We start from the raw sequence: 24,984 nt of genomic DNA, 5'->3' as shown, positions 1-24,984 counted from the left end.
TATGGTTGAACCGGGCGCGCCAGCGCGCCGTAGCGTCACATCATAACAAGGCAGGCGCCGACGTGCCACGCCGGCGCCGGTGCAACACCTACTTGCTTTTCGCGCGGTTCAAAAAGGCGCCGTGCAAGCCGTTCAGCGTTTCCTCGGCCAGCAGCAGCTGGCTGGCGATTTCATTGATCTTGCGGCGGCTGGAGCGGGCGTGGTCGCGCAGCACTTCGAAGGCCGTGTTGCGATCCGTCTGGAACTTGCCCATCAGCAAACCGACAGCCAGGCTGGTTTCACGCCCGGCGGCCAGCGCCGCATTCAGGTTCAGTTCGGTGCGCCGCAGCTGGCGGATTTCATCGGCACGCGCCAGGCCCGCTTCGAAGGCGGGCATCAAACGGCCTTCATCGACGGGTTTCACCACGTAGCCGACAGCGCCGTAGGCGGCCGCCTGCTTGCCCGATTCGCTGTCGCCGCTGCCGGACAGGAACATGAACGGCACGCCCGTTTCGCCATGCAAGCGCTTGGCCAGTTCCAGGCCGGACATGCCCGGCATGTGGATGTCGAGCAAGGCCAAGTCCGGCTCGCGCTGGGCGACCATTTGCAGCGCCACTTCGGCCGAATGGGCCAGGGCCGTCTCGTAGCCGGCATGGCGCAAGATTTCGCCGAGGAATTCCAACAGGAGCTGGTCATCGTCAACGATCAGGATAAGGCGTTTCGCGGCGGCTGGCTGACTCATGGGTGGGGGACCTCGGTAATGAATGATGTTCTTATTATATGCCGATTATTCGCCCAAATCAGCCTTCCATTCCCGTGCGCATGCCGCAAACAATTGATCGAATTGCTGCACCGCAATATCTATATCGTCCGCCTGATAGACGCTAGTGATGGCCGCCACCATGTCGGCGCCGCGCGCCACCAGCGGTGCCGCGTTGTCCGGCGTCATGCCGCCGATCACCACGCACGGCAAGGCGATCTCGCGTTTCGCTTGCAGCACGATATCGAGGGGCGTGCTCACCGGGTACTTTTTCACCAGCGACGGATAAAAGCCGCCGAAGGCCACGTAGCTGGCGCCGCCGGCCTCGGCCGTGCGTGCCAGGGCCATGTCGCCATAGCACGAGGCGCCGACGATCTTCTCCTTGCCCAGGCGCGCGCGCACCTGCGCCACGGACGCATCCGTGCCACCAACGTGCACGCCGTCCGCGTCGAGTTCTTCGCACAGTTCGATAAAGTCATTGATGATGAAAGGCACGCCATACTTGCGGGCCAGCGCCAGCAAGGCACCGGCCTGTTCGCGCCGTTGCTCCGCCTCGGCGCTCTTGTGGCGATATTGCAGCAGCGCCACGCCTTCCTGCAGGGCTTGCTCGCTGACGTCGAGCAGGCGGTCGGTGTCATCCCAGTTCGGGGTGACCAGATACAGTCCACGCATGATGTTTTCCTTATGTAAAGAATCGTTGCGGCATGAGTTGACCTGGCGCAATCGCATACGCGCCGGCCAGGGCCGCATGGCTATAGCTTTGCGCCTGATCCAGCGCTTCGGGCAGTGCCTGGCCCAATGCCAGGCGCGCCGCGATGGCCGAGGCCAGAGTGCAGCCGCTGCCGTGGAATTCGCCCGGCAAACGGGGCCAGCGCCACTCGCGCTCGCCGCCCTCGGCATCAAACCAACGGTTGAGCACTGCCTCACCGTCGCCATGCCCGCCCGTCACCAGCACGTGCTGGCAGCCTTGCGCGCGCAGGTTTTCTACGCCACCGAGGGCCAGCGCTTCCGGCCCGTTCGGGACGATCACGGTCGTCAGCGGCAGCAAGGGCGCCAGCGCCAGCACGGCGTCGTCCCGGCTGAGCACGTCGCCATGGCCGCTGGCCAGTACGGGGTCGAGCACCACGGGCAAATCGGGCCGCGCCTGCCGCAGTTGCGCGATCAGTTGCGCAATGACGGCCGCATTCGCGGCGCTGCCCGGGATGCCGATTTTCACGGCATGAATCGCCATCTTGTCGATCAGGGCCAGCGCCTGCCGGCGCAGCAGTTCCGGCGCCACCGCTTCCACGCCAAAGACCCTGTCGTTGTCCTGCACCGTCAGCGCCGTGATGACGGGCAAGGCATGCGCACCCTGCGCCGCAATGGCCAGAATATCGGCGGCCAGGCCGGCACCGCCCGAAGGGTCGAGGCCGGAAAACACCAGCACAACCGGACGACACGGCAGACGCATCGGCACCATCACGCCAGGCGGCCCGCCATCGGCGACGACGGCGAGGCGGCGAATTTGCGTGGCATGCGCCCCGCCAGAAACGCTTCGCGTCCGGCCCGCACGGCCAGCTTCATCGCACGCGCCATGCGCACGGGGTCGCGCGCGCCGGCAATCGCCGTATTCATCAGCACGCCATCGCAACCGAGTTCCATGGCAATGGCCGCATCCGACGCCGTTCCAACGCCAGCATCGACGAGCACCGGCACTTTCGCCTGGGCTATGATCAGCGACAAGTTCCACGGATTCAAGATGCCCATGCCCGAGCCGATCAGGGAGGCCAGCGGCATGACGGCCACGCAGCCGATGTCTTCCAGAATTTTTGCCTGGATGGGGTCATCGCTGCAGTAGACCATCACGTCAAAGCCATCCTTGACCAGCGCTTCGGCCGCAATCAACGTTTCCGGCATGTGCGGAAACAGGGTCTTCTCGTCGCCCAATACTTCGAGCTTGACCAGATTGCGTCCGCCCAAGAGTTCGCGCGCCAGTTGCAGCGTGTAGACGGCATCTTTCGCGTTGTAGCAGCCGGCCGTGTTCGGCAAGATCGTGTACTGATCCGGCGGCACGAAGTCGAGCAGGCTGGGCGCATTCGGGTCTTGCCCAATGTTGACCCTGCGGATCGCCACCGTAATGATTTGCGCCTCGGCCGCGTCCGTCGCTTCGCGCGTCTGCGGCAAGTCCTTGTACTTGCCGCTGCCCACCAGCAAGCGCGATTGATATTGCTTGCCTGCGATCGTCAGCAGGTCGTCATTGTTATTACTTGTCATTGCTTTTCCTTAGTCTAGCCGCCGCCGATGGCGCGCACGATTTCCACTTGGTCTTGCACCTGCAAGACCTGGCCCGGCCACGCCTTGCGCGGCACGACGTTGCGGTTGACGGCCAGCGCCAGCGCCTGGTTTTCCAGCGACAGCGCGGCGATCAATTGATCGAGGGTTTGCCCCGGCGGCACCTGGTGCGGTGCGCCGTTGAGCGTGATGGATATCAATGCAGGCATCACGCTCTCCCTCAGACCTTGCGGTACAGCTCGGCGCCGTTCTTGACGAATTCGATGGCTTTCACCTCCATCCCCTGCTTGAGTGCCTGGTCTTCCGCGATGCCCATGCCGGCCGCGTATTCGCGCACTTCCTGCGTGATCTTCATCGAGCAGAAATGCGGGCCGCACATGGAGCAGAAATGCGCCACCTTGGCCGAATCCTTGGGCAAGGTTTCATCGTGGAATTCGCGCGCCTTGTCCGGATCCAGGCCGATGTTGAACTGGTCGTCCCAGCGGAATTCAAAGCGGGCTTTCGACAGGGCGTTGTCGCGGATTTGCGCGCCCGGATGGCCTTTCGCCAGGTCGGCCGCATGCGCCGCAATCTTGTAGGTGATGATGCCGTCCTTGACGTCCGCCTTGTTGGGCAGGCCCAGGTGTTCCTTCGGCGTCACGTAGCACAACATGGCCGTGCCATACCAGCCGATCATGGCCGCGCCGATGCCGGACGTGATGTGGTCGTAGCCGGGCGCGATATCGGTGGTCAACGGCCCCAGCGTGTAGAACGGCGCTTCGCCGCACTGTTCCAGCTGCAAGTCCATGTTTTCCTTGATCAGTTGCATGGGCACGTGGCCGGGGCCTTCGATCATCACTTGCACGTCGTGCTTCCATGCCACTTGCGTCAGCTCGCCCAGGGTTTTCAGTTCGCCCAGCTGCGCTTCGTCGTTGGCATCGTAGATGGAGCCGGGACGCAAGCCGTCGCCCAGCGAAAACGAGACGTCATACGCCTTCATGATTTCGCAGATGTCTTCGAAATGCGTGTACAGGAACGATTCCTGGTGATGCGCCAAACACCACTTCGCCATGATGGACCCGCCGCGCGAGACGATGCCCGTCAGGCGCTTGGCCGTCATCGGCACATAGCGCAGCAGCACACCGGCGTGGATGGTGAAGTAATCGACGCCCTGCTCGGCCTGTTCAATGAGGGTGTCGCGGAAGATTTCCCACGTCAGATCTTCGGCCTTGCCATTGACCTTTTCCAGCGCCTGGTAGATGGGCACGGTGCCGATGGGCACGGGGCTGTTGCGCACGATCCATTCGCGCGTTTCGTGGATATGCTTGCCGGTGGACAAGTCCATCACGTTATCGCCGCCCCAGCGGATGGCCCAGGTCATCTTTTCCACTTCCTCGCCGATGGACGAGGTGACGGCGGAATTGCCGATGTTCGCGTTGATTTTCACCAGGAAATTGCGGCCGATAATCATCGGTTCCACTTCCGGGTGGTTGATGTTGGCGGGAATGATGGCGCGGCCGCGGGCGATTTCCTCGCGCACGAATTCGGGCGTGATTTCGGCCGGGATGCTGGCGCCGAACGACTGGCCCGGATGCTGGCGGCCCATCAGGTCGGCCAGGCGTTCGCCCATGGGACCGGAGGCTTGCAATTCGCGCAAATACTCCTGGCGGCGCATGTTTTCGCGGATGGCCACGAATTCCATTTCCGGCGTGATGATGCCGCGCTTCGCGTAATGCATTTGCGTGACGTTCTTGCCGGCAATGGCGCGACGCGGCTTGCGGTGCAAGTTAAAACGCAGCTCGGCCAGTTTCGGGTCCGCCAGGCGGGCGATGCCGTAGTCGGAGGTGGGGCCGGGCAATTCTTCCGTGTCGGCCCGCTCCATGATCCACGGCAGGCGCGGCGTATCGAGGCCCGAGCGGATGTCGATCTGCACGTCCGGGTCCGTGTAGGGGCCGGAGGTGTCGTACACATAGATCGGTGGATTCTTTTCGCCGCCGAAGGACGCTTCCGTGTCGGACTGGCTGATTCTGCGCATGGGCACGCGGATGTCGGGGCGGCTGCCTTCGACATAGATCTTGCGCGAATTGGGCAGCGGCGCGATGGCGGCTTCGTCGACCGTGGCGGTGGCGGAGAGGAATTTCGGGTTGGCGTTCATTTTGGCTCCTTGGCTAGACTATTTTTAAGCCTGGAGCCAGCTAAGGAGGTTCGGAATTGCGCACGCGGAAAGGCGGGGTGCGTTCATCCTAAAGCTTCCCTTCGCTGGCATTATCCAGATCAGGTTCGGAGGGTATTTCTCACCCGCGCTTGCACTGTGTTTCCACAGCGAAAGGCAGGACCCCTAGCGTTTGCCGCCTTGCGGCAGCGAGCCAATTATACGCGGTTCGCGCCGCGTGGCCAGATGATTTCTTGCTTTGTCGTCTTTGTGCTTCGGCGTTACTTCTTCTTGCCCCAGCGCCAGGCAGTCGGTTCGCCCTTCAGCTGGCAAATGAAAATGAGCGCGGCAACGATGGCCACTTCATACACGATGTAGCCGACGAGCATGGTTTGCGGCGGGAACAGGAAGGCGCCGCAGGCGAACAGCGCCAGTGCGGCCAGAAACACCAGCCAGCCTTGCCAGGTGATGGGCAAGCCCCAGCCCCAGCCATAGGTCTTGGCGGGAAACCAGTAGGAGGGAGATTTGTCAGCCATGATGCTTTCCTTGTCGATGTGGATGGCAACAAGTATAAATCAACGGTCGGCAATCAAACAGCGCGATGGCGCTCCGTGACATCGAGGCCGATGCCGCGGTAGCCGATGAAGCGGCTGCCATTGTCGAACATCGGTTCGCCGCTGACCTGCAAATACTGCGTGCTGCCGTCGAGGTTGGCGCGGCTGTAGATGAAGTCGAGGAACGGTTCGCGCGCGGCAATTTTAGCGTCGAGCAAGGCGCGTTCGGCCGCGTTCCAGCGCTGCGGCTCTTCCTCGCTGCCGATGCCCAGCATTTCAGCCACGGGACCGGAAAAGCGCGTCAGGTTGCCCTGCGCATCCTGCTCCCAGTACCAGTCGGACGACAGTTCCGTGAAGCGCTGGAAGCGCGCTTCGCTTTCGCGCAGCTCCGCCGTGCGTTCTTCCACCATCTGCTCCAGCGACTTGTTGTATTCGGCCAGTTTCTGGTACAGCAATCGCACTTCCAGCATGTTGTGGATGCGTGTTTTGACTTCCACCAGGTCGAAGGGCTTGCTGACGAAGTCCTTGGCGCCAGCTTGCAGCGCGCGCAGCTTGTGGCCGGGCTGGGCCGTGATCACCAGCACGGGCAGATAGCTGCCCGCCTCGATGTCGCGCAAGCCTTCCATGACTTCGAAGCCATCCATTTCCGGCATCTGCAAGTCGAGCAGGATCAGATCGTAGCGGTGCTGCTGGTGCAGCGCGTGCACGGCTTGCGGGTCCATGGTGGAGGTGATGCGCGTGTAGCCGGCGTTGCGCAGCACCTGTTCGAGCAGCATGACGTTGGCCTCCTGGTCATCGACGATGAGGATGCTGGCGTTCAGGATCTCGGTGGCTTGAAGCATGGCGGTATTCCTAAAATTAAATGCTGAATTAGCGTACTGTGTGAGTGTCGTCGGCCAGGCCGTGCGCGGCTGCATGGTGCAGGGCCACGTCGAGCGCATCCATGAATTCGACGACCTTGATGGGCTTGGTCAGATAGCGGAAGAAGCCCGCTTCCAGGCCCTTCTCGATGTCGCGCGGCACGGCGTTGGCGGACAGGGCCATGACGGGAATGTGGCTGGTGAGGGGATCATCATGCAGGATATTCAGGGCACCATAGCCGCTGATGCCTGGCAGGTTGATATCCATCAAGATCACGTCCGGCTGATAGGTGCGCGCCAGGTCAATGCCCAGGTGCGCATCGATGGCCGTCAGCAGTTTCAAATCGCTGCGACGGGCGATCAATTGCTCCACCAGCGCCAGGTTGGCGGGATTGTCTTCCACGTACAGCAAGGTGCGCTGGCTTTCCTGGTCTTCCTGCACCACGGGCAGCACTTCCCCCTCTTCCAGGTGCAGTTCGGGCGCGCGCGAAGCCTTGAATTCCACCCAGAAGGTGGTGCCCACGCCCACCGTGCTGTCGACGCCGATGGTGCCACCCATCAGTTCGACCAGCTGCTTGGTGACGACCAGGCCGATGCCCGTGCCCTCTTCCGTGCTGCTTTCCTGGCCCAGGCGGTTGAAGGGCTGGAACAACTGACTCATCTGTTCGGCATTCAGACCGGCGCCGCTGTCGGTGACGCTGGCGCGCACGCGGTCGGCATGGCGCGTACATTCGACCTTCACGCTGCCGCCGCTCTGGTTGTATTTGATGGCGTTCGACAGCAGGTTGATCATTACCTGTTTCACGCGCGTGCGGTCGGCATGCACATAGAAAGCCTTGCCGCAGCGGGGGAAATGCATGCTGATGCCGCGTTTTTCCGCCTGCGGCGCGATCATCGCCTGGCAATCCTGCAACACGTCGAGCAAGGACATCGCCTCTTCCGACATGGTGACCTTGCCCGATTCGATCATGGCCAGGTCGAGGATTTCATTGATCAAACGCAAGAGATACCAGCCGCCCTTGAGGATCTGGTCAATCGAGCGCTGCTGCGGCAAGCTCGGTGCCGGCGTCTCGGACGCCATCAGCTGGGCAAAGCCCAGCACGGCATTCAAGGGCGTGCGCAACTCATGGCTCATGCTCGACAGAAACTCGGACTTGGCCAGATTCGCTTTTTCCGCCGCCTGGCGGGCCTTTTCCATTTCGATATTCGTGTCTTGCAGCGCTTGCTCGAACTGCTTGCGTTCCGTCACGTCGCGGGCGGCGGCAAACACGCCCTGCAGCTTGCGGTCGCGGTCATGGAAGGTCGAGGCGTTGTACGACACCACCGTCTGCTTGCCGTCGCGCGCCAGGGCCGTCAGCTCGTAGTTGGTCAACTTGCCTTCACGCAACACGCGTGCGATGGCTTCCTCGGCCCGTTCCGGTTCCGTAAAGTAATTCTTGCACGGTGCGCCGATCAATTCGTCGCGCGTGCAGCCCGTCAGCGCTTCCATCTGCTGGTTGACGTCGCTGATGATGCCGCGCGGATCCGTCGTCATCAGCGCGTCGATATTCGATTCGATCAGCGAGCGCGTGTAGAACTGCTGCTCGCGCAAGCGCTGGTCCAGCAGCGCCTGTTCCGCCTCGACCTGCTTGCGCGCCGTGTTGTCGGTGCCGATCAGCAAGTAACCGATGACCTTGCTCTGCGCGTCGCGCAAGGCCGTCACGGAGACCATGGCGGGGAAGCGGCTGCCATCCTTGCGGATATACGTCAATTCGTAGATGTCTTCGATGCCGCGCGTGGCCTTGAACACCAGCGCTTCCACGCCGGGCGTGATGACCGTGTCGAGTTCGGCACTGAGGGCGGCGGCGCGCGCGATGATTTCTTGTGCGTCGGAAATACCGGCCGGGGTCAGCTTGTCGACCACGTCGCTCGCTTCATAGCCAAGCATGCGTTCGGCGCCCACGTTGAAAATCTGGATCACGCCCTGCGCATCGGTGGCGATGCACGAGAAATTGGCGCTGTTGAAAATGGCATCCTGCAAGGCGCCCGCCTTGAGCAGCTGGCGCGGCAGGCTGGCCGACAGCGTGCGCCGGTACAGCGCCACGAGCAGCATCAGCAGCAGGAAGACCAGCGCATCGATGACGCAGGCCGTCTCGAACGGCGCGCGCCAGGCCAGCACGCCGATGGCCAGCAGCACGATGGCGCTGAACGAAAACGCCAGCGCCATGGGCCAGCGCGACGGTGCGCGTGGAGGAATGTTTTCAACAGATTGCATGAGGTAGCCTGGGCTGTGACAACGATAAGAGGGAAATGCTGTGATCAGGAACCTTGGCGCTGGCGCACGTCCGACAGCAGGCGCGTGAATTCTTTTTTGACCACGCCATAGCATTCGCACACATGGCCTTCGAGGCCGGCGCGGTCCAGCACGGAAATATGGCCGCGCCGGTAACTGATGAAGCCGCGCTGCTGCAAGCGCCCGGCCGCTTCCGTCACGCCTTCGCGGCGCACGCCCAGCATGTTGGCAATCAACTCCTGCGTCATGGTCAGCTCGCGGTTCGGCAGGCGGTCCATGGTCAGCAGCAGCCAGCGGCACAGCTGCTGCTCCACCGTATGGTGGCGGTTGCACACGGCCGTCTGCGACATTTGCGTGATCAGCGCTTGCGTATAGCGCAGCAGCAAGCGCATGACGGGGCCGGCGCGGTCGAATTCTTCCATCAGCAAATGCGCCTTCAGCCGATAGCCGACGCCGCCCGTCTGCACCACGGCGCGGCTGGGGGTCGAGTTGCCGCCCATGAACAGCGACACGCCCACGATGCCTTCATTGCCAACGCCGGCGATCTCGGACGAGCCGCCGTTTTCCAGCAGGTAGTGGATGGAAACGATGGCCGTGGTGGGGAAGTACACATGCTGCAGCTTGTCGCCCGAATCGTAGATCACGTCACCGAGCAACATGGACACTTGCTCCAGGTGGGGGGCCAGGCGCGCGAAATCGGCGTCGAGCATGGCGGCGAGCAAATGGTTTTGATTCGGGTTGTGCAGCTGGGCATGCGGACTCGACATGGGCAGTTTTCCTGGTTTCCAGTCGTCAGCTAGGGGATAGATAAAAAACGTCCGAACGAGGGGCGCCATATGCCGGAGCGTAACACAGCACCTGCACAGTGCCACCACTATATTTCTTGCTGGCATGGCGGTCTGTTCGGCAGCGAACGGACCGCCACCTGCCCCGCGCCCTACAGTCAGTCACTGCCAGGGCTGCCGGATCACGGATCGGCGCCGGCGCTGCTTACCGGACGCCATCATGCAATCATTCTTCAAACGTATCTCCATTTCCGTTTCCACCTCGGCCCTGATCACACTGGCGGTCGGCCTGAGCCTGACGGCCCTGTGCTACGCCTCGGCGCGCCAGATCGAGTCGGAAAGCACCCGGCTGCTGCTGCAGTACCACGCCAGCGGTCACACCTTGCGCGCCGCCATGCTGCCTGCCAACGGCATGAGCCTGGATGCGAACCATCGCGGCTCGCTGTATGTGCTGCTGGGCGGATTATTGTCGAGCCTGCTGGCAACGGCGTATGTCTTTCAGCTAGTCACGCGCAACTCCGTGATTGCGCGCATCACGGGCGAACGCACGGCGGCGCTGCAGTTTGCCAATTTGCGCCTGTCCGAAGACATCGCTGCGCGCATGCACAATGAACAGTCGCTGCGCTTGCGCGAACGCATCATCGAAGTGTCGGCCAATGCCATCATCCTGTGCAGCGCCGACGCGCCGGGCTACCTGATCGAATACGTCAATCCCGCTTTCGAGCACATCACCGGCTATGCGGCTGGCGAAGTCATCGGCCAACGCCTGGAAGACTTGCAGGGTCCCGAACAGGGGCGGCAAGACATGCATGAGATTACAGCGGCCCTGCGCGAACAGCGCGAAGGCAAGGCCATCGTGCGCAATTTCCGCAAGGATGGCAGCTGCTACTGGAGCGAGCTGTTCGTCGCACCCGTGCGCGACGATGGCGATGGCCCCGTCAGCCACTTTGTGGTGGCGCAATACGACATCAGCACCGTCATGCGCTTCGAACAGGAACTGGAATTTCAGGCCAGGCACGACATCCTCACGGGCCTGGCCAACCGGGCCCTGCTGCGTGAACGGCTGGAGCAGGCGATGGCCGTGACGCGGCGCAGCGGCCTGCCCTTGTGGGTGGTGTTCATCGACCTCGACCGCTTTAAATTCGTCAACGATACCCTGGGCCACGATGCGGGCGACACTGTGCTGAAAAGCGTGGCCGAGCGCCTGCGCGACGCCACGCGCGAAGTCGACACGGTGGCGCGCCTGGGCGGCGACGAATTCGTGCTGCTGCTGCCCCAGCATGGCAATGGCGAACCGGGCGCGGCCATCCTGCAGCGCATCCAGGATGCCGTGGCGCAGCCGCTGCAACTGGGCGAATATGAATTTTTTCTCAGCTGCTGCATGGGCGTGGCCGTGTATCCCGACGATGGCCAGGACGCCGACACCCTGATCAAGCACGCCGATATCGCCATGTACCGCGCCAAGGAACAGGGACGGGGCCACTGGCAATTCTATGCCTCAAGCATGAATGCGGGCACCCTGGAGCGGCTGGGACTGGAGAGCGAGTTGCGCCATGCCCTGGAACGGGGGCAGTTCCACCTCGAATACCAGCCCCAGCTGGACTTGGCCAGCGGCAAGGTGGTGGGCATGGAAGCGCTGCTGCGCTGGCAACATCCGCAACTGGGGCGCATCGCGCCGGCCAGTTTTATTGGCCTGGCCGAGGAAATGGGCTTGATCATCCCCATCGGCGACTGGGTGCTGCGCACCGCATGCGCCCAGGTGCGCGCCTGGCAGCTGGCCGGCCATGGCCCGCTGCGCCTGGCCGTCAACCTGTCGGCGCGGCAATTCAAGCAAAGGAATCTGCTGCATGCGGTGGCGCAGGCGCTGGCTGAAACGGGGCTGGCCGCCGCCCATCTGGAATTGGAATTGACCGAAAGCATGGTCATGCATGACGTGGAACAAGCCACGGTCATCATGGCCAACCTGAAGGCGCTGGGCGTGCAACTGTCCATCGACGACTTCGGCACCGGCTATTCCAGCCTGGCCTACCTGCGCCACTTCCCCATCGACGTACTGAAAATCGACAAGACCTTCGTCAGCGACATCACGCACGACGACGACGCAGCCATCGTGTGCGCCATCATTTGGCTGGCGCACAGCCTGCGTCTGAAAGTCATCGCCGAAGGCGTGGAAACGCCGCAGCAACTGGCCTTCCTGCGCCAGCACGGCTGCGACCAGATGCAGGGCTATCTGTTCAGCCGCCCGCTGAGCGTGCCCGCCTTTGAAGCGCTGCTGCACGAAGGCAGCATGCTGGCCGCTGCTTAAAACGCGTGGCGCAGGCCGACGTTGAAGGCGCGGTTGCCCGTGCCCACTTCCGTCGCATTACCCACCATGTAGGCGGCGTCGTTGCGGTTGCGGATGTGCGCATAGGCCACATAGACCTTGCTGCGCTTGGACAAGGCATACGTGGCGCCGATGGCCAGCTGCTGCGCATCGCGGTTGGCCGCATTGCGGTCATCCTTGTGCACATATGAGGCCAGCACGGTGGTCGCACCGAGCGGCACGGACACGCCGACGATGGCATCGCGGCTGTCCGTCGACTGGGCCGGCGCCTGCGCCGCGCCATACGGGTTTTCCGCAAAGAACATGGTGCTGCCATCGCCCGTGTTGCGGCCATAGCCGGCAAACGCCGTGGCCACGCCGAAGTTGTAGTTGCCGGCCAGAATAGTGTTATTGGCGGCAGCCTTGCCCGGCTCGCCGGCACGGCTCTGGCGCGCCAGGCGCAGGGTCAATGGGCCGTTGACATAGCCCAGGGCCAGGCCCAGCGAGCGCTGATCGGCCACCACACCCGTATGTTCGCCAAAGCCATACATCACGGTGGCGGTGACGCCGCGCAGCTCGGGCGAGGTATAGCGCACGGTATTGTCGATGCGCGTGGCCGAATAGCCGGCCAGGTTGGTCGCCGCGCCGGCCAGGCCGCCCTCGAAGGGATCGGCCACGTCGGTCAGTGCCTGGCTTTGCAGATTGTACTGGCGGCCCATGGTCAGCATGCCCAGCGGGCTGTTGAGCCCGACAAAAGCCTGGCGGCCGAACAATTGGCCCGCCTGGTCGGAGCGGCCCGTGTCGCTCAGGACACCGGCTTCCAGGGTGAACACGGCTTGCCAGCCATTGCCCAGTGCTTCCGTGCCGCGCAAGCCCAGGCGCGAACCGGCCGACACGCCACTGGTGAGCTTGCTGATGCCGCCTTCCTGCACCAGGCCCGCATCCATCAAGCCATACAGGTCGACGGACGACTGGGCGTGTGCGGCAGGCAAGACGCCCAGGGTGGTGGCAAGGCCGGCAAAGATGGCGATTTTTTTCATGATGATTTCCTTGTAAAAGCGAAACCAGGAAAGCGGCGGCCACGGCAAGGCCACAAGCGGCAAGGCGCCATGCGGGGGATGCCGTATCAGAAGACGACGCGCCGGACAAAAGATCCTGGCTAAGCTGTGGCGGCAGCGGCGTGCAATGGACGCGCCGCTTTGATTCCGCCGTGAATGGTGCACCGCTGGCGGTGCGCGTGGCTCAGGCGCCCGGCCCGAAGGGGACGCTCTGAAGGTGGCTGGCATCGCAGATGCGCTGGCCGTGTGACGCGGACGCGAGTTCGATAAAACTGCATCTGCTGGCGCCGTCCGCAAAGATAGGGCGGTGGCGCCGAGGCCGGCATTATAACATCGGCAGCCCTTCCATCCCCGTTCTGTTGCTGGGAAACGGCCCGCAAAGCCGCCAAAACACTGAAAAAGTCAGGTTGCCACGCTGCAGGCGATGCCGCGTCATCTATAATGATTCCTTTTGCCAATCACACGCCAAATCATGGAATTAGCCAAGTCTTTCGAGCCCGCCGACATTGAACAATTCTGGCGCACCGAGTGGGAACAGCGCGGTTACTTTACCGCCACCCTCGATGCCGGAAAACCTTCCTTCAGCATCCAGTTGCCGCCGCCGAACGTCACCGGCACCCTGCACATGGGCCATGCGTTCAACCAGACCATCATGGATGGCCTGACCCGCTACCACCGCATGCTGGGCCACAACACGGCCTGGATTCCCGGCACCGACCACGCGGGCATCGCCACGCAAATCGTCGTGCAGCGCCAGCTGGACGCGCAAAAGATTTCGCGGCATGACCTGGGCCGCGAGAAATTCGTGGAAAAAGTGTGGGAATGGAAAGAAAAATCCGGTTCCATCATCACCGGGCAAATGCGCCGCCTGGGCGCCTCGGCCGACTGGCAGCGCGAATACTTCACGATGGACGAGCCACGCTCGAAAGTCGTCACCGATGTCTTCGTGCGCCTGTTCGAGCAAGGCCTGATCTACCGCGGCAAGCGCCTCGTCAACTGGGACCCCGTGCTGGGCACGGCTGTGTCCGACCTGGAAGTAGTGTCCGAGGAAGAAGACGGCTCCATGTGGTACATCAAGTACCCGCTGGCCGACGGCAGCGGTTTCCTGACGGTGGCGACGACCCGTCCTGAAACCATGCTGGGCGACGTGGCCGTGGCCGTCGATCCGACGGACGAGCGCTACGCAGCGCTGGTGGGCAAGATGCTCAAACTCCCGCTGACCGACCGCGAAATCCCCATCATCGCCGACGAATACGTCGACAAGGAATTCGGCACCGGTTGCGTGAAGATTACCCCAGCGCATGACATGAACGATTACGCCGTGGGCCAACGCCACAAACTGGCGCAGATCGTCATCCTGACCCTGGACGCGAAGATCACCGACGACGCGCCGGCGGCTTATCGCGGCATGGACCGCTTCGCCGCGCGCAAGCAGATCGTCGCCGACCTCGACGCGCAAGGCTTGCTGGAACAGGTCAAACCGCACAAGCTGATGGTGCCGCGCGGCGACCGCACGGGCGTCGTCATCGAGCCGATGCTGACGGACCAGTGGTTCGTCGCCATGAGCAAGCCGGCCCCGGAAGGCACTTTCTTCCCAGGCAAGTCGATCGCGGAAACGGCGCTGGACAAGGTCGCCAATGGCGAAATCAAGTTCGTGCCGGAAAACTGGAGCACCACCTACAACCAGTGGCTCAACAACATCCAGGACTGGTGCATCTCGCGCCAGCTGTGGTGGGGCCATCAGATCCCCGCGTGGTACGACGACGCGGGCAATATTTTCGTTGCCAAGACGCAAGCCGAAGCGGAAGCGAAAGCCCTGGCCGCCGGCAGCACGGGCCCCTTGAAGCGCGACGACGACGTGCTCGACACGTGGTTCTCGTCGGCCCTGGTGCCATTCTCGACCATGGGTTGGCCGGAAGAAACACCGGACATGAAGGCTTTCCTGCCGTCGTCCGTGCTGGTCACCGGTTTCGACATCATCTTCTTCTGGGTCGCGCGCATGGTCATGATGACGGCGCATTTCACGGGCAAGGTGCCGTTTGAAACCGTCTACGTGCACGGCCTGGTGCGCGATTCGACGGGGCAAAAAATGTCCAAGTCGAAGGGCAATACGCTCGACCCGATCGACCTGATCGACGGCATCGACCTGGAAGGCTTGATCGTCAAGCGCACCACCGGCCTGATGAACCCGCGCGACGCGGAAAAGATCACCAAGGCAACGCGCAAGGAATTCCCGGACGGCATTTCGGCCTACGGCACGGACGCCGTGCGCTTCACCATGGCCAGCTATGCCTCGCTGGGTCGCAACATCAATTTCGACCTGGGCCGCTGCGAAGGCTACCGCAACTTCTGCAACAAGATGTGGAACGCCACGCGTTTCGTCATGATGAATACGGAAGGCAAGGACTGCACGCCGAACGAAGCCGACCTGTCGCAAGCGGACAAGTGGATCATCTCCTTGCTGCAACGCGCTGAACTGGACGTGGCCAAGGGCTTTGAAGACTTCCGTTTCGACAATATCGCCGCCACCATCTACAAATTCGTCTGGGACGAGTATTGCGACTGGTATCTGGAAGTGGCCAAGGTGCAAGTGCAGCAGGGCACGGAAGGCCAGCAGCGCGCCACCCGCCACACCTTGCTGCGCGTGCTGGAAGTGGTGCTGCGCCTGGCCCATCCGATCATCCCGTTCGTCACGGAAGCGCTGTGGCAGACGGTGGCGCCATTGGCCGGCAAGACCCTGAAAGCTGACGGTGATTCGATCATGATGCAGCCGTATCCGATCGCCAACACCGACAAGATCGACGAGTCGGCCGAAGCGTGGATGCAGCAGCTGAAAGCGTTGACGGACGCGACGCGCAACCTGCGCGGCGAAATGCAGATCTCGCCTTCCGTGCGCGTGCCGCTGATCGTCGAAGCGGGCAATGCGACGGAAAAGGCCGCGCTGGCCTCGTACGCACCGTACATCCAGTCGCTGGGCAAGCTGGCCGAGGTGCAGATCGTCGATGCGCTGCCGGACTCGCCAGCGGCCGTCGCCATCGTCGGTACCACCAAGCTGATGCTGAAAGTGGAAATCGACGTGGCTGCCGAACGCGAACGCCTGGGCAAGGAAATCGCCCGTATCGAAGCGGAAATTGCCAAAGTAAATAGTAAATTAGGCAATGAAAGCTTCGTCGCGCGCGCCCCGGCCGCCATCGTTGCGCAAGAAAACGAGCGCTTGCTCAGTTTTTCGGCCACAATTGAAAAATTGCGCGAACAGTTTGCTAAACTAGCCAGCGCATAAGGCAAGTTTGGAAGGATTGCGCGGCTGTCCCAGTGACGCCGCGCAGCACTCCTGGTCTTGCCTTGGTATATAACTGTTCGTGCCCCGATCAAAAAAAACCATTGGAGACTGGCAATGCATACAATATTCAAAGCAAGCATCACAGCAAGCATCATGGTGGCCGCCCTGGCCATCGCCGGCAGCGCCACCGCGCGCGACGGCAACTACACCCCCGTCGGTACGTGGAAAACCATCGACGACGCCAGCGGCAAGCCGAAATCGCTCATCGTCATCACGGAAAACAACGGCGTCTTGCAAGGCAAGATCGACAAGCTGTTCCGCGGCCCTGACGAAGACCAGAATCCCAAGTGCGACAAGTGCACGGGCGCCAACAAGGACCAGCCCATCGTCGGCATGGTGATCCTGTCCGGCCTGAAATATGATGGCAAGGAATGGACGGGCGGCGAAATCACGGACCCGGCCAATGGCAAGACCTACAAGAGCAAGGCCGAACTGACGGAAGGCGGCACCAAGCTGCAAGTGCGCGGCTATATCGGCGTGCCGATGTTTGGCCGCTCGCAGACGTGGGTGCGCGCAGAGTAAGCAACGCACGCCCTGCCCTGATGAAGCCGACCCTTGCGTCGGCTTTTTTACGTCTTCTGCCCGCATACGCCGTTGTTTTTCAGGCCGAATCGTTTCTTTTTGAACAGTTTTCCAATTGCCGACAAGCTAAGCGCGCCAGCGCACATACCTTCAGTTTCCTAAATGAAATAGTGCATGCCTGTGACGCCATCGCCCTGTAGCGACGGGCGGCATGGCTCTGCCGGATGACCTCATCCGCGGATGCCCGGCAGTGACTGCCATGCACAAAGGAAACACATGAACCTCTTCAAACGATATCTGAACCCGCTGCTCGTCTCGGCAGGGCTGCTGGCCATGGCCACCCTGGCCGGTTGCGGCGGCGGCGACCAGGGACGCGATCCCATTCTCGGCTTGCCGGCTGCCACCTTGTCCAGCCTGGCTGTCACGCCAGCCACGGCGACGGTCGCCATCGGTGCCGGCCAGCAATTCACGGCCATCGCCACGTATAGCGATGGCTCCGCGCAAGACGTCAGCGCCAAGGCGGCCTGGACGTCGGCCACGCCGGCCAGCGCGACCGTCAATGCGGCCACTGGCTTGAGCACCGGCATCGCTGCCGGCAACAGCAACATCAGCGCTGCGTTCGGCGGCAAGAGCGCGGCGGCCCAGCTGACCGTCTCGCCCGCCACGCTCACGGCAATTGCCATCACGCCGCTCACGCCAGCCATCGCCATCGGCGCAACGCAACAATTCACGGTAAGCGGCAGCTTCAGCGACGGCGCCACGCGCGACGTCACAGCCATGTCGGCCTTTGCCTCCGCCACCCCCGCCACGGCCAGCATCAACGCCAGCGGCCTGGCACTGGGCAAGGTTGCCGGCACGACGCAGATCACCGCCACCACGGGCACGCTCACGGCCAGCACGGTCTTGACCGTCAACCCGGCCACCTTGCTGTCGATCGCCGTCACGCCGCAAAGCCCCATGGTGCCAGTGGCCGCGACGCGCCAGCTGGCCGTCATTGCCACCTACTCGGACAACAGCACGGCTGACGTCACGGCCGGCAGCAGCTTCGTGTCAGTCACGCCAGCGGCGGCCACGGTCGCCAGCAGCGGCCGCGTCACCGGCGTCGCCTTTGGTAGCAGCGTCATGAACGCCAGCTTCAACGGCAAGGCTGCCAGCACCACCGTGACCGTACCCGCCCTCACCCTGGTCAGCATCGCCGTCACGCCCGCCACCGCCAGCATCGCCGTCGGTACCCAGCAGCAATTCGTTGCCACGGCAACGTATTCGGACAGCTCGAACGCCATCATCACCAACAGCGCCGCCTGGACCTCGGGCACCGTCGCCAATGCCACGGTATTGAACACGGGCCTCGCCACCGGCATCGCCGTCGGCACCAGCAACATCACGGCCACAGCCGGCGGCCAGTCGGGCAGCGCGCTGCTGACCGTCACCGCCGTCGCCATCCCGCCCGTATTCAATCCGCTCATCCTGGGCCGCGCGGCGCCATTCGGCGTACTGGCAGGCACCTCGATCACCAACAATTCGGGCGGCACCACGCTGATTCGGGGCGATGTTGGTGCGCCTTCGCAAACGGTAGACCCGACCCAGGCGGCCGGCTTTACCAACTACAAGTCGGGCGCCATCCTGGCCGGCGCCATGACGGATTTGCAAGCGGCGATCACGGACGGTAATAGCCGTAGCTGCGACGTCAGCTTTGCCGGTGGCATCGACCTCGGTGGCCAGACCTTCGGCCCCGGCGTGTACTGCTATGCGGGCGCCATCAGTATCACGGGCACCCTGACCTTGAACGGCCCCGGCGTGTACATCTTCCGCACGGCATTGACCCTCGATTCGACCGTCAACTCCATCGTTGCCCTGAACAATGGCGCCACCGCCGACAACGTCAGTTGGCTGCCCGTCGGCCCCACCACCCTGGCCGCGAACAGCGTCTTCAAGGGCAATATCCTGGGCCAGTCGGCCGCCATCACGGTGGGCGACAACACGACCCTGCTCAATGGCCGCGTGCTGACGGCTGCCGCCGTTACCCTGCGCAACAACCAGATCACCAAATAATCGGGACATGACGATGACTATCGCACACACACTGGGCGCCCTGAGCGTGATGGCCGGCGCCTTGCTGGCAAGCCAATCGGCGCAGGCGCAAGACAACACTTTCATCAACCCGGACTGGGCCAACAGCGCCTGGTACATCGGCGCGGGCGTGGGCCAGTCGCGCGCCACCATCGACGAGCCGCGTCTGCGTGCCAGCCTGGCCGCCAACGGCGAGACTGTCACCGGCTTTAGCAAGGACCAGCGCGACACCGGCTATAAATTGTTTGTCGGCCGGCAACTGAACCAGTATTTCGCCGTGGAAGCCGGTTACTTTGACCTGGGCAAGTTCGACTTCAAGTCGAGCACCAGTGGCAACGGCGTGCTCAACGGCGAAGCGGGTTTTCGCGGCGTGAACCTGGACTTGCTGGGTCAGCTGCCGCTGTCGCAGCGCCTGTCCTTGCTGGGCCGGGTCGGCATGCATTACACCAAGACCAACACGGAATTCAGCGGCAACCGCCTGCTGGGCTCGACCAATACCCATGCCAGCGAACGCAAGCTCAACGCCAAGCTGGGCCTGGGCCTGGAATACAAGTTCAGCGAAGCGCTGGCCCTGCGCGGCGAAGTCGAGCGTTATCGCCTGAACGACGCCGTCGGCAACCGTGGCGATGCGGACCTGTATTCCGTCAGCCTCGTGTATAAACTGGGCCGCCCGGCCAGCGCCACGCCCGCCTACCAACCGGCGCCCGAAGTCGCCCCTGTCGTCGCCATGCCGGCGCCCGTCGTCGTGGCCGCACCGGCACCGGCCCCCGTGGCGGAAAAAGTGTCGTTTGCCTCGGAAGCGCTGTTTGATTTCGATCAGTCGACACTCAAGCCGCAAGGCAAGGCGGCGCTGGACCAGTTGCTGGGCCAGTTGACGGGCATGGACCTGGAAGTCATCGTCACGGTAGGCCATACGGATGCCGTCGGTTCCGACGCCTACAACCAGAAGCTCTCGCAGCGCCGCGCCGAAGCCGTCAAGGCCTATCTGGTGGCGCAGGGCGTGGAAACGAATCGCGTCTACACGGAAGGCAAGGGAGAAACGCAGCCCGTGGCCGACAATACCACTGCCGCCGGGCGCGCCAAGAACCGCCGCGTGACGGTGGAAGTGGTGGGCACGAGAAAAGTCGCGCGTTAAGTTGCATGCGCACGTAAAAAACCGGCTTGCGCCGGTTTTTTTACGTCTGCGGCACTGCCGGCTTGCGGTGATGCTTGCTCAGATGCCGGTCCAGGCTGTTGGCGAACTGCTGCCGGTCGGACTGGCTGAAGGCGGCCGGGCCGCCCGTGTCCACACCGCCGCTGCGCAACTCTTCCATGAAGGCGCGCATCGTCAGTTGCTGGGCGATATTGTCCTTCGTGTAAAACTCGCCACGCGGATTGAGCGCAAAACCGCCCTTGCTCAGCACGTCAGCGGCCAGCGGAATGTCACCCGTGATGACGAGGTCGCCGGGATTCAACAGCCGCACGATTTCCTGGTCGGCCACGTCCGCGCCGGACGGCACTTGCACGGTACGGATGAAGCGCGAAGGCGGCACGCGCAAGCCCTGGTTGGCCACCAGGGTGAGCGGCAACTCCAGGCGGTCGGCCACGCGGTACAGGATTTCCTTGATGACCACGGGACAGGCATCGGCGTCGATCCAGATTTGCATACCCGGCATGCCCGGCCTTCCCTCGTCCGCCATCACAATTCCCACGCTTCGCCGCCGGGGCCGATGCGCGGCGCGCTGACGCCGAAGTGCAGATAGGCTGCCGGCGTGGCGACCCTGCCACGCGGCGTGCGCTGCAAGAAACCTTGCTGTATCAGGTAAGGTTCCAGCACGTCTTCGATGGTATCGGCCGCCTCGCCGATGGCCGCCGCCAAATTGCCTATGCCGACGGGGCCGCCGCCGAACTTGAACAGCACGGCTTCGAGCAGCTTGCGGTCCATCACGTCGAAGCCGGCGGAATCGACGTCGAGCATGGCCAGTGCGCGGTCGGCCACCACCTTGGTGATCTCGCCATTGCTTTTGACTTCCGCGAAATCGCGCACGCGGCGCAGCAGGCGGTTGGCGATGCGCGGCGTGCCGCGCGCACGCTGGGCGATCTCATGCGCGCCTTCCGGGTCGATCGGCGCTTTCAGCAAGGCGGCGCTGCGCGTGACGATCTTCGTCAATTCGCTCGTGTTATAAAACTCCAGCCGCGCGACGATGCCGAAACGGTCGCGCAGCGGGTTGGTCAGCATGCCGGCGCGCGTGGTGGCGCCGACCAATGTAAACGGTTGCAGATCGAGTTTCACGGAACGGGCGGCAGGACCTTCGCCGATCATGATATCGATTTGATAATCCTCAAGCGCCGGATACAGAATTTCTTCCACGACAGGCGACAGCCGGTGGATTTCATCGATGAACAGGACGTCATTCGCTTCCAGGTTCGTCAGGATCGCCGCCAGGTCGCCCGGGCGCTCGAGCACGGGGCCCGAGGTCTGGCGCAAATTGACGCCCATTTCGCGCGCGATGATGTGCGCCAGCGTCGTCTTGCCCAGGCCCGGCGGGCCGAACAGCAAGGTATGGTCGAGCGCTTCCTTGCGCTGGCGCGCCGCCGTGATGAAAATCTCCAGCTGGTCGCGGATCTTTTCCTGTCCCACGTACTCGTCGAGCTGCTTCGGGCGCAAGGCCCGTTCGATCGCCTCTTCGTTGTGCGAGATGGGCGCCGCGTCGATGATGCGCTGCTCCGTGAAGATATCGGTCTGGATGCTCATGCTTTATCAGCCTTTCGACAGCGCTTTCAGCGCCAGTTTGATGCCGTCCGACACGCCACTGCTGGCCGGCACGTTTTTCACGGCCGCCATTGCTTCCTTGTCCGAGTAGCCCAGCGCCAGCAGGGCATTGAGGATATCGGACTGCGCATCGGGCGCCGCATGCGCGCCCAGCGGCCCAAGATCGGCACCGATCTTGCCCTTCAGTTCCAGCAGCAGGCGTTCGGCCGTCTTCTTGCCGATGCCGGGCACTCTGACCAGGCGGCCCGAATCCTGCAGGGTAATCGCTTGCGCCAGGTCGGCAATCGTCATGCCGGACAGGATCGACAGCGCCATGCGCGCGCCCACGCCCGTGATCTTGATCAACTGGCGGAACACGGCGCGCTCGGCCGCATTGCCGAAGCCAAACAGCAGATGCGCATCTTCGCGGATGGCCTGGTGCGTGAACAGCACGACTTTTTCGCCCACATGGGGCAGGTTGTAAAAGGTGCTCATCGGCACGTCGACTTCATAGCCGACGCCCTGGCAATCGACCAGCAATTGTGGCGGATTCTTTTCAAGCAAAATACCGGAGAGACGGCCTATCATCGCGTGTTCCTAATGTTAAATTTGAGAGTGATTATCCAACTAAACGGCCGCGCTTCATGCGCAGCCCCTGCAGCTGCGGTGCCAGCGCGCCGAGCATGGCCAGCGCATCGATGCTGTTGGCGTGGCAAATGGCCACGCCCAGCGCATCGGCGGCATCCGTGCCGGGCAAGCCGGGCAGTGACAGCAGCCGCGACACCATGTCTTGCACCTGCTCCTTGGCCGCCTTGCCGTGGCCCGTGACGGCCTGTTTCACTTGCAGGGCCGTGTATTCGGCCACCGACAGGTCGGCGTGGACCAGCGCGCAAATGGCCGCGCCGCGCGCCTGGCCCAGCAGCAAGGTCGATTGGGGGTTGACGTTGACAAACACTTTTTCGATGGCCGCGCAGTCGGGCTGGTAGGTGCCGACGATTTCGCTCACGCCTTGCAGGATGATCTTCAGGCGCGGCGGCAACTCCCCTTCGGAACCCGTCTTGACGGTCCCCGATGCGATATAGCGCAGCTTGTTGCCGTGTTTTTCAATGACCCCAAAGCCGGTCGTGCGCAGGCCAGGATCGATGCCAAGAATAATCATCGCCAGATTCTATAATGAATACGGCAGGCACCGGTGAATAACCGGTGCCTGCCGCTGAGTACTTTTCAGAGAAGCCGTAGGTCGGATTAGCGGTGCGCGTAATCCGACATGCGTCGCCAACTGCGCTTGTCGGATTACGCGCGGCCTGCGGCCCCGCTAATCCGACCTACTCTCTTCACTATCAATGACGGAAGTGACGCGTTCCCGTGTAAAGCATGACCACGCCGCGCTCGTCCGCCGCATCGATCACTTCCTGGTCGCGCATGGAGCCGCCCGGGTGGATCACGCAGGTCGCGCCCGCATCGACGACGACGTCGAGGCCGTCGCGGAACGGGAAGAAGGCGTCCGACGCCACCACGGAACCGGCCAGCGACAAGCCCGCGTTTTGCGCCTTGATGGAAGCGATGCGGGCCGAGTCGATACGGCTCATCTGGCCAGCGCCCACGCCCAGGGTCATGTTATTGCCGCAGAAGACGATGGCGTTCGACTTGACGAATTTCGCCACTTTCCAGGCGAACATCAGGTCGGACAATTGCTGCGGCGTAGGCTGCAGCTTGCTAACCACGCGCAAGTCGCCGATGCCGACGTTTTTCGCGTCCGGCGATTGCACCAGCAAGCCGCCGCCGACGCGTTTGAAGTCCATGGCGTTGACGCCGCTGCCCAGCGGGATTTCCAGCATGCGCACGTTTTGCTTGCTCGACAGAATCTGTTTCGCTTCAGCAGAGAACGATGGGGCGATCAGCACTTCCACGAACAGCTTGGCGATTTCGCCGGCGGTAGCGCCGTCCAGTTCGGTATTAAACGCGATGATGCCGCCAAACGCGGAGGTCGGGTCCGTCTGCAGGGCGCGCGCGTACGCTTCGGCCGCATTCTTGCCCAGGGCGACGCCGCATGGGTTCGCATGCTTGACGATGACGCAGGCGGCGCTTTGCTCGAAACCGCCCAGGCTCTTCACGCATTCCCAGGCCGCATCAGCATCGGCGATGTTGTTGTACGACAATTCCTTGCCTTGCAGCTGGCGGTAGTTGGCCAGCGCGCCATCGATGGTGACCAGGTCACGGTAAAAGGCGGCGCTCTGGTGTGGATTCTCACCGTAGCGCATGTCTTGCACTTTCTCAAATGCAACATTCAACACTTGCGGATAAGCGCCGCGCTCGGCGTGCACTTTCGTCGGGCCCAGGCTGGTCAGGTAGTTGGTGATGGCGCCATCGTATTGCGCCGTGTGCGCAAAGACTTTTTTCGCCAGCATGAATTTGGTGTCGTAGCTGACCGTGCCGGCCGTGCCGTCGGCCGAGCGCAGCTCCGCCAGCACGGCGTCGTAGTCGGTCGGATCGCAGATGACAACCACATCTTTGTGATTCTTGGCCGCCGAACGCAGCATGGTCGGGCCACCGATATCGATGTTTTCGATCGCGTCTTCCAGCGTGCAATCGGCCTTGGCGACCGTGCCCTGGAACGGGTACAGGTTGACCACCACCATGTCGATGGTCGGCATGTCGTGCTCGACCAGTTTCGACATGTGCTCAGGGAAATCGCGGCGCGCCAGGATACCGCCGTGCACTTTCGGGTGCAGGGTCTTCACACGGCCATCGAGCATCTCCGGGAAACCGGTGTAATCGGCAACTTCCGTGACGGGAACACCGTTGTCGGCCAGCAATTTGGCGGTGCCGCCGGTGGACAGGAGGTTGACGCCGAGGGCGGACAGGGCACGGGCGAATTCGAGAACGCCGGTCTTGTCGGAAACGGAGAGGAGAGCTTGTTTGATCATGGCTGTGGCTAGGTGGTTAAGTGTTCTTGGCGAATGGCGCCGCTCAGTCGTCTGGCTGAGGCGGCGGCGGATTCAAATCTTGGCGTCACTTGCATGCCGGCATTACAGCAAACCGTGCTCCTGCAATTTCTTGCGCAGGGTATTGCGGTTGATGCCCAGCATCTGCGCGGCGTGCGACTGGTTGCCATCGGCGCGTGTCATCACGACTTCCAGGATGGGCTTTTCCACGGTCAGCACGACCATGTCATAGATATTCGATGCTTGCTGTTCGCCCAGGTCATTGAAGTAATCTTCTAGACTTTTCTGTACGACTTCCTGAATGCTTTCTTTGCTCATTTTTATGCTTCAACCGGCTGAACACCAGGCCATCGGGCGCCGCGCCGCTCATGCGGTCCGCGTGCTGCCCTCTTGCCTCGGTGTTG

At 62.7% G+C, this 24,984-nt stretch carries 22 protein-coding genes and 1 riboswitch; of the genes, 5 read left to right on the top strand and 17 right to left on the bottom strand.

Going from position 1 to position 24,984, the window contains the following annotated elements; translation table 11 throughout:
- Nucleotides 1–88: 88 nt before the first annotated feature.
- The 10 genes from FJQ89_RS22165 to FJQ89_RS22120 form a co-directional block, all read right to left on the bottom strand.
- The gene (locus FJQ89_RS22165) at nucleotides 89–721 is read right to left on the bottom strand and encodes an ANTAR domain-containing response regulator (protein ID WP_099760683.1); all 633 of its coding nucleotides are present in this window, start codon (nucleotides 719–721) and stop codon (nucleotides 89–91) included.
- A gap of 45 nt (nucleotides 722–766) precedes the next feature.
- A complete protein-coding gene (thiE, locus tag FJQ89_RS22160; protein WP_141171722.1) occupies nucleotides 767–1,411 on the bottom strand; it encodes a thiamine phosphate synthase in 645 nt (214 codons plus the stop codon).
- A gap of 10 nt (nucleotides 1,412–1,421) precedes the next feature.
- Nucleotides 1,422–2,198 (bottom strand): hydroxymethylpyrimidine/phosphomethylpyrimidine kinase, encoded by a 777-nt coding sequence (locus tag FJQ89_RS22155; protein ID WP_168208590.1) that lies wholly within the window; start codon nucleotides 2,196–2,198, stop codon nucleotides 1,422–1,424.
- Nucleotides 2,198–2,992, bottom strand: a complete 795-nt coding sequence (locus tag FJQ89_RS22150) for a thiazole synthase (RefSeq protein ID WP_141171721.1) — start codon at nucleotides 2,990–2,992, stop codon at nucleotides 2,198–2,200. Before FJQ89_RS22150 ends, FJQ89_RS22155 begins: the two co-directional genes overlap by 1 nt.
- Before the next feature lie 14 nt (nucleotides 2,993–3,006).
- Nucleotides 3,007–3,210: a sulfur carrier protein ThiS gene (gene thiS / locus FJQ89_RS22145; protein WP_071079564.1), complete on the bottom strand. Its 204-nt coding sequence runs from the start codon at nucleotides 3,208–3,210 to the stop codon at nucleotides 3,007–3,009.
- Nucleotides 3,211–3,230: 20 nt separating this feature from the next.
- Nucleotides 3,231–5,144: a phosphomethylpyrimidine synthase ThiC gene (thiC, locus tag FJQ89_RS22140; protein WP_141171720.1), complete on the bottom strand. Its 1,914-nt coding sequence runs from the start codon at nucleotides 5,142–5,144 to the stop codon at nucleotides 3,231–3,233.
- A 79-nt stretch (nucleotides 5,145–5,223) separates the two neighbouring features.
- A riboswitch (TPP riboswitch) is annotated at nucleotides 5,224–5,339 on the bottom strand.
- An 83-nt stretch (nucleotides 5,340–5,422) separates the two neighbouring features.
- Entirely contained in the window at nucleotides 5,423–5,677 is a 255-nt protein-coding gene (locus FJQ89_RS22135; RefSeq protein ID WP_096233818.1) for a hypothetical protein, read from the bottom strand.
- A 53-nt stretch (nucleotides 5,678–5,730) separates the two neighbouring features.
- On the bottom strand, nucleotides 5,731–6,537 hold the full coding sequence (locus FJQ89_RS22130) for a response regulator (RefSeq protein WP_141171719.1): 807 nt from the start codon (nucleotides 6,535–6,537) through the stop codon (nucleotides 5,731–5,733).
- A 28-nt stretch (nucleotides 6,538–6,565) separates the two neighbouring features.
- Nucleotides 6,566–8,809 carry a PAS domain-containing hybrid sensor histidine kinase/response regulator gene (locus tag FJQ89_RS22125; RefSeq protein WP_141171718.1) on the bottom strand — a complete coding sequence of 748 codons (2,244 nt, stop codon included), beginning with the start codon at nucleotides 8,807–8,809 and terminating at the stop codon, nucleotides 6,566–6,568.
- 44 nt (nucleotides 8,810–8,853) lie between these two features.
- Complete coding sequence (locus FJQ89_RS22120) at nucleotides 8,854–9,594, bottom strand: Crp/Fnr family transcriptional regulator (protein ID WP_141171717.1); 741 nt, start codon at nucleotides 9,592–9,594, stop codon at nucleotides 8,854–8,856.
- A 238-nt stretch (nucleotides 9,595–9,832) separates the two neighbouring features.
- Here FJQ89_RS22120 and FJQ89_RS22115 point away from each other — a divergent pair, with 238 nt between their 5' ends.
- A complete protein-coding gene (locus tag FJQ89_RS22115) occupies nucleotides 9,833–11,917 on the top strand; it encodes a putative bifunctional diguanylate cyclase/phosphodiesterase (RefSeq protein WP_243136202.1) in 2,085 nt (694 codons plus the stop codon).
- On the opposite strand, the gene FJQ89_RS22110 is transcribed toward FJQ89_RS22115, so the two are convergent.
- Nucleotides 11,914–12,954: a porin gene (locus tag FJQ89_RS22110; RefSeq protein WP_141171715.1), complete on the bottom strand. Its 1,041-nt coding sequence runs from the start codon at nucleotides 12,952–12,954 to the stop codon at nucleotides 11,914–11,916. The genes FJQ89_RS22115 and FJQ89_RS22110 overlap by 4 nt on opposite strands.
- A 490-nt stretch (nucleotides 12,955–13,444) precedes the next feature.
- Between FJQ89_RS22110 and FJQ89_RS22105 the strand changes: the two genes are divergently transcribed.
- From FJQ89_RS22105 to FJQ89_RS22090, 4 genes are all read left to right on the top strand, one after another.
- Nucleotides 13,445–16,252 carry a valine--tRNA ligase gene (locus tag FJQ89_RS22105; protein ID WP_141171714.1) on the top strand — a complete coding sequence of 936 codons (2,808 nt, stop codon included), beginning with the start codon at nucleotides 13,445–13,447 and terminating at the stop codon, nucleotides 16,250–16,252.
- 114 nt (nucleotides 16,253–16,366) lie between these two features.
- Nucleotides 16,367–16,834 (top strand): DUF2147 domain-containing protein, encoded by a 468-nt coding sequence (locus FJQ89_RS22100; protein WP_141171713.1) that lies wholly within the window; start codon nucleotides 16,367–16,369, stop codon nucleotides 16,832–16,834.
- 276 nt (nucleotides 16,835–17,110) lie between these two features.
- On the top strand, nucleotides 17,111–18,886 hold the full coding sequence (locus tag FJQ89_RS22095; protein WP_141171712.1) for an Ig-like domain-containing protein: 1,776 nt from the start codon (nucleotides 17,111–17,113) through the stop codon (nucleotides 18,884–18,886).
- Between the two features lie 13 nt (nucleotides 18,887–18,899).
- Complete coding sequence (locus FJQ89_RS22090; RefSeq protein WP_141171711.1) at nucleotides 18,900–20,039, top strand: OmpA family protein; 1,140 nt, start codon at nucleotides 18,900–18,902, stop codon at nucleotides 20,037–20,039.
- Nucleotides 20,040–20,079: 40 nt separating this feature from the next.
- Here FJQ89_RS22090 and FJQ89_RS22085 read toward each other — a convergent pair whose 3' ends face one another.
- From FJQ89_RS22085 to FJQ89_RS22060, 6 genes are all read right to left on the bottom strand, one after another.
- The gene (locus tag FJQ89_RS22085) at nucleotides 20,080–20,550 is read right to left on the bottom strand and encodes a YaiI/YqxD family protein (RefSeq protein WP_141172934.1); all 471 of its coding nucleotides are present in this window, start codon (nucleotides 20,548–20,550) and stop codon (nucleotides 20,080–20,082) included.
- Nucleotides 20,551–20,582: 32 nt separating this feature from the next.
- Nucleotides 20,583–21,638: a Holliday junction branch migration DNA helicase RuvB gene (gene ruvB, locus FJQ89_RS22080; RefSeq protein WP_071079481.1), complete on the bottom strand. Its 1,056-nt coding sequence runs from the start codon at nucleotides 21,636–21,638 to the stop codon at nucleotides 20,583–20,585.
- Nucleotides 21,639–21,644: 6 nt separating this feature from the next.
- Nucleotides 21,645–22,223 (bottom strand): Holliday junction branch migration protein RuvA, encoded by a 579-nt coding sequence (ruvA, locus tag FJQ89_RS22075; RefSeq protein ID WP_071079482.1) that lies wholly within the window; start codon nucleotides 22,221–22,223, stop codon nucleotides 21,645–21,647.
- Between the two features lie 31 nt (nucleotides 22,224–22,254).
- Nucleotides 22,255–22,794: a crossover junction endodeoxyribonuclease RuvC gene (ruvC, locus tag FJQ89_RS22070; RefSeq protein WP_141171710.1), complete on the bottom strand. Its 540-nt coding sequence runs from the start codon at nucleotides 22,792–22,794 to the stop codon at nucleotides 22,255–22,257.
- A gap of 181 nt (nucleotides 22,795–22,975) precedes the next feature.
- A complete protein-coding gene (purH, locus tag FJQ89_RS22065) occupies nucleotides 22,976–24,562 on the bottom strand; it encodes a bifunctional phosphoribosylaminoimidazolecarboxamide formyltransferase/IMP cyclohydrolase (protein WP_071079484.1) in 1,587 nt (528 codons plus the stop codon).
- 102 nt (nucleotides 24,563–24,664) lie between these two features.
- Nucleotides 24,665–24,898: a helix-turn-helix domain-containing protein gene (locus FJQ89_RS22060; RefSeq protein WP_008445162.1), complete on the bottom strand. Its 234-nt coding sequence runs from the start codon at nucleotides 24,896–24,898 to the stop codon at nucleotides 24,665–24,667.
- Between the last annotated feature and the right edge of the window lie 86 nt (nucleotides 24,899–24,984).

This window comes from Janthinobacterium tructae, from assembly GCF_006517255.1.
GTDB classification, from domain to species: Bacteria; Pseudomonadota; Gammaproteobacteria; order Burkholderiales; family Burkholderiaceae_D; genus Janthinobacterium; species Janthinobacterium tructae.
The sequence above is the reverse complement of the archived record's forward strand: the minus strand, read 5'-3'. Positions and strand labels throughout refer to the sequence as shown.